The sequence below is a fragment of the Mesorhizobium sp. M7A.F.Ca.AU.001.01.1.1 genome (assembly GCF_004022735.1).
Classification (GTDB): domain Bacteria; phylum Pseudomonadota; class Alphaproteobacteria; order Rhizobiales; family Rhizobiaceae; genus Mesorhizobium; species Mesorhizobium ciceri.
This window is the reverse complement of sequence record NZ_RZPF01000275.1, coordinates 1-7,624: the sequence shown is the minus strand read 5'-3', so window position 1 is coordinate 7,624 and position 7,624 is coordinate 1. Positions and strand designations below refer to the sequence as shown.

Here is a 7,624-nt window from a genome sequence, read left to right as displayed (position 1 = left end):
AAGAGGCCCACGCCAGGTCCGGCTGACCAATTTCGGCGAGGAATTCGCCTTGCGCGTCCGCGACATCCTGCGCTCGGTGGATGAGCTGACGGATCTGGCCCGCGCCTCGCGCGACCGGCTGGTGGGACGGTTGCGCATCGGCGTGATCCCGACGATCGCACCCTACCTCCTGCCTGCCATCATCGGCAACCTCGCCCGCATGCATGACGGGCTCGATATCCACGTGCGCGAAACGCAAACGCAAAAGCTGATCCAGGAACTGGCCGACGGCCGGCTTGACGCGGCCATCGTCGCCTTGCCGGTGTCGGAACCCTCGCTGACGGAAATCGTGCTGTTTGCCGAGAACTTCGTGCTGGTCCGGCCCGGCGAGGACGAGGGAAAGCCGGTCCCCAACCGCGAAATGCTGCGCGAGATGCGGCTGCTCCTGCTGGAGGAAGGCCATTGTTTTCGCGACCAGGCGCTGTCGTTCTGCAACATGCATTCGGCGCGGCCAAGGGAGTTGCTGGACGGCAGCTCGCTGTCGACCCTGGTGCAGATGGTCGGCGCCGGTGTCGGCGTCACCTTGATTCCCGAAATGGCCGTGCCGGTGGAGACGCGCTCGGCGGCGGTGTCTGTCGCCCACTTTGCCAACCCCCAACCGTCGCGGACGATCGGCATGATCTGGCGCAAGACAAGCCCGATCGCCAAACAGCTGATGCTTATATCCGAAGTGGTTCGCCAGGCGGCCGAAACGTTGCGCGCGCAGCACAATCCGGCATCGGTTGAGCTGAACTTGGTAGCAGCCGCCCAATGAAGGCTTGGCTGACCCGATCGTCAGCCTGCCGCGTGGAACCGGATCTCGCCCTTGTTCAGGAAGCAGGTCTTGTTGAACAGCGACAGATCCAGAGGGTTCGGCAACCGCACATCGCCGATATCGGGAACCGGCTTCTGCGCCGGGTCGTAGGACCGGTCGATCTGCGAGATGAAGACGAGGATCAATCCCCTGTCGCCGGCAAACGCTTTCAGCGTGCGAACCTGCGCCATCAGCTCCGGATTTTGCCGCTTTTGGTCGAGCAGTTGCAGGTAGTCGATCACCACCAGCGTGCCGCGCGGCGCCGAGCCCAATGCCTTGACGATGTAGTCGGCGCTGATGGCGTCGGAATTGTCGAACACGAACCGGTCGTTGAACTGCACCGGGTCTGCCCCGATGGCTCGAAATCGGTCGAGCACATCCCGCTGCGTATACTCCAGCGTGAAGAACACGCCCCGACTGCCGGACTTCATGGCTTCGATTGCCAGTTCGAGACTCATCAGCGTCTTGCCGTGGCCGGGTCGTGCACCCACCAGGACCAGATCGCCGGGCGCAAGTTGCGCAAACAGTGTGCCGGCAGGCGCCGCCCCGGCTGCCTTGGCCGCAAGCAGGCTCCAACTGGCGAAGCCTTCCCGTACTGCAACACGGTCAAGCGCTTCGTGGAGCGGAATTTTGGCCTCGCGGGACAACAGCCTGGCTTGACGCTTCAGATGATAGATGGGCGCGGACAGCTTCATGACAAACCTCCTGGTGCGAGCCGTTTTCGCAACCCCTCCTTATGCCAAGCGCTCGAACAGTTGGTTCGGTGATGAGAGAGCCCTGCATGGATGATGCTTTCCCGGCGGAGGGAGGAGGCGTGAGCCACGCCAGAATCAGATGATAGCTCAATCCCTGCGTATCGAAAATCGCGGAACTCGAGAGATCAGGTTCCGAACCCGCGGCTTTTCGCGATAGGAATTTTTTCTTGACTCCCTGCACTCAGCTATGGTACATATTTGTCCATGGTGCTGATTTGCGCCGATGGCCCGCCGCACAGGCGGGTTTTTCGTTTGATGCTCCGTCAGCCAACGCGCCGACGAGCTCGAAGGAACCCGCCAACCCGAGTTCGTTGCCCTGCTTCAAGGATACGAAGACGTCCGCCGCAAGCCTGGAGCCAGCATGTCGGCGTAGGGCCGTTGCATGCGTCGACCTGCTTTGCGGATCTTCATGCGGGCGCGCTAAACAAGATGTGTTTCGCCTGATAATGCGAGGCCATCTATGATCGATTCTCGCGGCAATACCGCAAGAAATCGCCATTCGCTTCGACAGGAGAATTGATCCGGTGCGGTTGAGATCTGTTTGTCTGGGCGTCGTCGCCAGCTTTTTCGTCGCCGTCATCGCCGTGACGGTGTCGGCTCGATCCTTTGCCGCATCATCTGACGTTCCGGCCTGGTTGCAGGCTCATGTCGGCAACAGCGAGGGCCAGATCTCACAAATTGTCCTCGAACGAGCCCGCGCGCTTTATCGGAAGAAGGTCGCCCAAGGGGCCGTCAAGAACCCCTGCTACTTCGCCATGGATGCGACACGCCCCAGCGATCTGGGCAATGGCGTGCTCGGCCGCCGCTACTACGTCATCTGCGAGGCCAGCGAGTCCTTCCGCGCGATTTCGTCGGGTCATGGCAGCGGGCGGAATCTGAAGGGCGTCGTCGATTTTTCGAATGGCAAGCGGTGCGCTAGGAACTTCGGCAATGCGATGGATTCATCGTTGACGGCCGGCGGCGCCTATATGACCCGCGAGGCGAAAACCTCGTTCAAGGGTTATTACCGCACTGGTGCGAAACGGGACGTGGCTTTCCAGCGCACCTTCATCCAGTTCGACGGCGAAGGCGAAGCCGCGAACGCCAGGCAGCGGGTGATCGGCGGCCACGCGGCCCAGGTGCTGCACGGCCTGTGCCTGCGCAAAAATCCGAACAGCTCGCATGCCGACCATGACGGCTTCGTACCGTTCGGCAAGCTGGTGGATTATGCCGGCGGCCGCAGCAATGGCTGCACCAGTTGGTCGCCGGCGGATGCGCAGCAGATTATCCCGATGGTCAAGGACAATCCGACGACGCTCTACATCTACCCGGAATCGCGCGACATCGCCGCGGTCGCAGCCAACCATTCACAGCCGGGCGCCTATTGGAACGCGTCCTGCCTGAAGGAAATCGGCACACCGAAATTCTGGCCGCGAAAGACCCTCGAGCCGATCATCGCCCAATACAGGAAGGATCATCCGGCACCGCCGCCGCAGCCAGTGCCGATTTGCACGCAGCCGTGACGTCCGCTTCGGCATGCGAACCATGCGCATTGATCAGCAACCCGTCGTGAACCGGTATCGATCCCGATCTCCGAGGTTTGCCAGCGTCTGACTCCCCGCGCGTCGTCGATGTCGGCAAGCCAAAGGCTGGGATAGGTTCATTTGTAACCTCGGCGCGTTGGTCCCCAGAGACAACGCGCGCCCATGGCGCGGGCGGCCGCCGCCGAGAAGGCCGCCGAAACGAAAGGCGCATCCGGTCGTTCCGCCGCCGCGCGCAAGGCAGTGCGGACCAAGGGTACCCGCGGCAGGAAGGAAGCGGCACAGAAGGCTGCCAGAACGCGAACACATCACGCTTACATTGAACGTCTTCTTCGAGGACTGGCGCTCCGGGTGACGACTATGATCGAGAGGCGATCACATGGGTAATCGCCTGCGCCTCGCATCTTCCCGCCGCGTTGTATGTCGCGAACGGATCGGGAGTGGCTGAATGCTCCTGGCGAGGAGAGTTCCCGGTGCCGTGCCAGGCCGATTGGTTGGAACCAACGGCCTGCTCTCCAGTTAGAAAGCCAGCAAGTCTGGTTGTAGCCTTGCCGCCATGTGACCGACGGTTTCAAGGCCGCCGATTGAGCTTCGGAAGCGTGGAGAGCACGCTTGATGGAGAAAATCATGAACCAATGGTCAAATGCCAAGCTCTGTGACGTAGCAAATCTGGTCCTCGGAGCAATTCTCTTCTTCTCTCCATGGATATTCGCCTTCGCGGCAGGGACACAGTCCCAGAATGCCATGGGCAGCGGCATCGTGATTGTCGTGCTTTCGGTTGCCGCCCTCTTCGCCTTTGCTGTCTGGGAGGAATGGCTGAACCTCGTTGTGGGTCTTTGGGTAGTCGTGTCTCCCTGGGTGCTTGGATTCCAGGCAACCACAGCCATGGGCGTGCATGTTGTAATCGGCGTTCTGGTCGCGGTTCTGGCTGCGATCGAGCTGTGGATGATGAACCAGAACCCGCCGACGCAGTCTACGGCCTAGCAGGACTGGGCGTCCTTGCGGCGGCCTGATCGTGACGGATTGGCCGCCGACAAATTGGCATCCCGCTGGGTCGCCGATGATGGTGGAAAATCATCTGACGGTGGCCCGCCGGGAGGCCAGCGTGCCTGCCGCCGCAACCTCGGCTGCACAGCCGCTGACGACAGCCCTGCAGACAGCGTCGCCGAAAGCCAGACAACAGGAGGTATGCCGACATGAAAGCAATCCGCATCCACGCTTTTGGCGGACCTGAGGTTCTTTCGATCGATCAGGTCCCCTCGCCTCAGCCCCTTGACGACGAGGTTGTGCTCAGGGTCCGCGCCGCAAGCGTCAATCCGATCGACTACAAGACCCGCGAAGGGTCGGTGAGCGAGACCCTGCCGGTCACGCTCGGGCGCGACGTATCCGGCACGGTGGAAATATGCGGTACGCGGGCGCATACGTTGAAGAAGGGCGACCCGTTGTTTGCGATGCTTGGTCATGACCGGGGCGGCAATGCCGAATATGTCGTGGTCAAGGCGACGGAGGCGGCTGCCAAACCGGATCGTCTAAGCCATGTCGAAGCCGCGGCGGTGCCGCTTGCCGGCATCACCGCATGGCAAGGCCTTTTCGATCATGGCGGCCTCAAATCCGGACAACGGGTTCTCATCCATGGCGGCGCCGGCGGCGTCGGTCATCTGGCGATCCAGCTGGCCAAGGCCGCGGGCGCGTTCGTCGCGACAACCGTTTCCGCCGAGGACGTCGTTTTCGTGCGTGAGCTTGGCGCCGATCAGACGGTCGACTACAAGAATCAGCGTTTCGAAGAGGTCGTCGATGCGGTCGACCTGGTGTTCGATCTTGTCGCGGGCGACACGCAGGAGCGCTCCTGGGAGGTGCTCAAGCCTGGCGGGACGCTCGTTTCCACGCTTTCCCAACCGTCGCAGGAAAAGGCAAACTTGCGTCGGGCGCGTGGCGTCTCCTACCTGGCCGAGCCGAATGCGGCGCATCTTGCCGAGATCGGCCGCCTCATCGAGGCCGGCAAGGTCACCCCCTTCGTGCAAGCCACCTACCCGCTTGGAGAGGTCGCCAAAGCGGAAGAACGGCTGGAAAATGAGCATGTGCGTGGCAAGATCGTGCTTGAGGTTTCCGCCTAGCGCGAGTTGATGCTCCTGCCCCTCTCGAACGGGTTATCCGATCCGCGCCTCGCCGTCGCTGTCCGGCACGTTTGGAAACAGCACCTTCAGCTTGTGTTCCGCGCTTGCCCAACTGCGCCTGTGATGTTGCCACAGGCACCAGTTGCTCACCGCAAAAGCTAGAATGCCGACAGTCACGGCGAGACTGACCATCGAGCCAACGACAACCTTGAGCATCACGCCGGCAAAGACACCGGCGATGGCACCGTTGACGACATTCACCATCCCTGCGGTTCCGGCGAACGCTTGCCAGGGCCTTGGCTTGAGGCCGACATCGGCCAGCAGAGCCGTTTGGGGGTGGAGTGAACCAGATAGCGCGCCATCGAAGGGGTGAGCTCGGTGTAGCAGTGCCTGATGCGTGCCATGCCGCGGGCGTGGACCATGTCTTCGATGGCCACCTGCACAGCCCTGACGAATGTCACCAGCCCAATGAAGTAGAGGCACGGCAACAGGATCAGGCTGAACAGCATGAAAGGAAGCCCCATCCTCGTCACCTGGGCCACGAAAGCAAGGGCGATCGTGGCGCTGGATACCGAAGTCAGGAACAAATTTGCGCGCTGATTCGCCTCCTGAATAGTCGCCGCCCTGGCGGTCCCCAGCACCAAATGCTCCGTCGTCATCATCTGCAGGAGTTGCTGTCGGTTCTCGCCTTCAGTGGTTTTTGTCTTCCTTGCAGGCATCGCAAAAAACCCGTTGCAGGACGCGCAACCAGCTCCTCAAAGCCGCCCACCCAGGAACGAACTGCTTCGGAAGGGGTTCCGGCGCAACCAAGACCGCTACCGTGGATCCCGGGGCAGAGCCGGATCACAGGCCGAGCCAATTTTGTCGACAGATAGCGAAACGATTGTCCCTGAGCATCGTTTCGAAACCAGACATGAATTTGATGAGGAGGCGATGATGAGCGCTACCGGTTTGGATGTCTTTGACAGGACGCTGCAGACAACCAACATCTGGCTCGACGAGATCATGGACGATCATGGTCCGGATCGGCGAATTGCATGGCACATATTGGGCGCGGTCCTGCGGACCGTAAGGGACAGGCTGCAGATCGGGCTTGCGGCCAAACTTGGGGCGGAACTGCCGCTCCTGGTGCGCGGCGCCTATTACGACCACTACCGGCCCGCAGCCGAGCCGGACAAAACGCGCTCCCTGGAAAACTTCTCGCAGCACATCGGCGAGGAATTGAAATCGATCCGCCCCGTCGATCCCGAGGATGCAGCACGCTCGGTGTTCCGAGTTCTTGCACGGCATATTGATCTTGGCCAATCGGCTAAGGTGCGCGATGCGCTGCCGAAGGAAATCCAGGCGCTCTGGCCCGAAAGCCTCGGTGTCAAATAGAGATGGCACGAATCTGGCGGCTCCCCGGACAGCCAGGCCGAGGCTGGCGCCCCTGTCGGGCGTCAGTCCCGCAAACGGTTGGCGGCATGATCCTGATGCTGCTCGGTCGCGACCTGCCTGGAGTCCAAACCGCGTTCTTTGGAATGCTGTGCCTTGTCGCGATTGGACAGAACCTTGTTTTCTTCGAGCTTGTCTTTTGGCGTCACGGTCATGGCGCCTGTGCCGGAACCCTTTCCTTGTGAACCTGCTCCGATGTGCTTCTTGCTGCCGTGTGCCATGGGCTGCCTCCAATCTATGACGAATGTTCCAGGAGCGTTGCTGGTCCGTGACGCGCTTTAGTCGTCGGCACGGTTCTTGTGATGGGCGCTTTCCTGATTCTTGCCGCGAAGCATGTTGCGGTCGTCTGGATCGACGAGGTCCGGTGTATCGGTCCTCATGTCCGCTCCCTTGCGCAGTGCTTCGCGTTCCGCCGCTGATCGTTTCAGATCCGCCTCGGCATCAAAATCCTTGCCGGCGTTCTTTGTGTTTTCCCGCTCTTCAATGATGCGAATTTGTTGATCGTGGGTTTTGCGTCCAGTCATCGCTTTCCTCCGGCGTGTTCGTGTCGGCGCCCGAAAGTGGTGCGTCGCCGGCCGTCTCTAAGGTCGGTTACGGCGTTTGCCTGTCCGAGCCTGCCTTCGTGCTGATAATGGCAAGGTGACGGGATCGTTCCGAAAGGCGTTGAAAAGCTTCTCGCCAGATGGCTCCGCTCGGCCCGGCGCTCACATTGACGCAGGCTCCGGCTGGCGCCCGCCCTTGTGAACCGCAGCGTCCTTTGAACGCTCGGCAACCGCCGGGCTGGTGCCGGATGCCTTTGCCGTCGCGGCACTCGGCTCCGCGCAGAAATCGATGACAGCCTGGATGAACTCCGCCGGATATTCGATGTTCGACAGATGGACCGCAGGCAGCACAACCAGCTTCGCGCCGGGTACCGTCGCGGCGATCAGCTCGCTGTGGCTGGCTGCCGTCACCGTGTCGTGCCGACCA

At 61.4% G+C, this 7,624-nt stretch carries 10 protein-coding genes and 1 pseudogene; 5 read left to right on the top strand and 6 right to left on the bottom strand.

Annotation, left to right across the window (positions count from 1 at the left end):
• On the top strand, positions 1-793 hold a 793-nt coding region (locus EN884_RS17970; protein ID WP_128360659.1), incomplete at its 5' end, for a LysR substrate-binding domain-containing protein.
• A 20-nt stretch (positions 794-813) separates the two neighbouring features.
• Here EN884_RS17970 and EN884_RS17965 read toward each other — a convergent pair.
• Positions 814-1,527, bottom strand: coding sequence for a DNA helicase (locus EN884_RS17965; RefSeq protein ID WP_013530139.1), 714 nt, complete (start codon positions 1,525-1,527; stop codon positions 814-816).
• Between the two features lie 584 nt (positions 1,528-2,111).
• On the opposite strand from EN884_RS17965, the gene EN884_RS17960 reads away from it, so the two are divergent.
• The 3 genes from EN884_RS17960 (at position 2,112) to EN884_RS17945 (ending at position 5,221) form a co-directional block, all read left to right on the top strand.
• Positions 2,112-3,089, top strand: a complete 978-nt coding sequence (locus tag EN884_RS17960; RefSeq protein WP_063168781.1) for a hypothetical protein — start codon at positions 2,112-2,114, stop codon at positions 3,087-3,089.
• Between the two features lie 645 nt (positions 3,090-3,734).
• Entirely contained in the window at positions 3,735-4,091 is a 357-nt protein-coding gene (locus tag EN884_RS17950) for an SPW repeat protein (RefSeq protein ID WP_027162069.1), read from the top strand.
• A 212-nt stretch (positions 4,092-4,303) separates the two neighbouring features.
• The gene (locus EN884_RS17945; RefSeq protein ID WP_013530136.1) at positions 4,304-5,221 is read left to right on the top strand and encodes an NADP-dependent oxidoreductase; all 918 of its coding nucleotides are present in this window, start codon (positions 4,304-4,306) and stop codon (positions 5,219-5,221) included.
• 33 nt (positions 5,222-5,254) lie between these two features.
• On the opposite strand, the gene EN884_RS39605 is transcribed toward EN884_RS17945, so the two are convergent.
• Positions 5,255-5,485, bottom strand: a complete 231-nt coding sequence (locus tag EN884_RS39605) for a hypothetical protein (protein ID WP_244514335.1) — start codon at positions 5,483-5,485, stop codon at positions 5,255-5,257.
• Entirely contained in the window at positions 5,479-5,883 is a 405-nt protein-coding gene (locus EN884_RS39600) for a hypothetical protein (protein ID WP_245491943.1), read from the bottom strand. Before EN884_RS39600 ends, EN884_RS39605 begins: the two co-directional genes overlap by 7 nt.
• 274 nt (positions 5,884-6,157) lie before the next feature.
• On the opposite strand from EN884_RS39600, the gene EN884_RS17935 reads away from it, so the two are divergent.
• Entirely contained in the window at positions 6,158-6,598 is a 441-nt protein-coding gene (locus EN884_RS17935) for a DUF2267 domain-containing protein (protein WP_013530134.1), read from the top strand.
• Between the two features lie 62 nt (positions 6,599-6,660).
• Here EN884_RS17935 and EN884_RS17930 read toward each other — a convergent pair whose 3' ends face one another.
• From EN884_RS17930 to EN884_RS39595, 3 genes and pseudogenes are all read right to left on the bottom strand, one after another.
• Positions 6,661-6,876, bottom strand: coding sequence for a hypothetical protein (locus EN884_RS17930; protein ID WP_063168782.1), 216 nt, complete (start codon positions 6,874-6,876; stop codon positions 6,661-6,663).
• A gap of 57 nt (positions 6,877-6,933) precedes the next feature.
• Positions 6,934-7,179 carry a hypothetical protein gene (locus EN884_RS17925; protein WP_013530132.1) on the bottom strand — a complete coding sequence of 82 codons (246 nt, stop codon included), beginning with the start codon at positions 7,177-7,179 and terminating at the stop codon, positions 6,934-6,936.
• A 180-nt stretch (positions 7,180-7,359) separates the two neighbouring features.
• A pseudogene (locus tag EN884_RS39595) lies at positions 7,360-7,624 on the bottom strand (3-oxoadipate enol-lactonase); the annotation flags it as partial.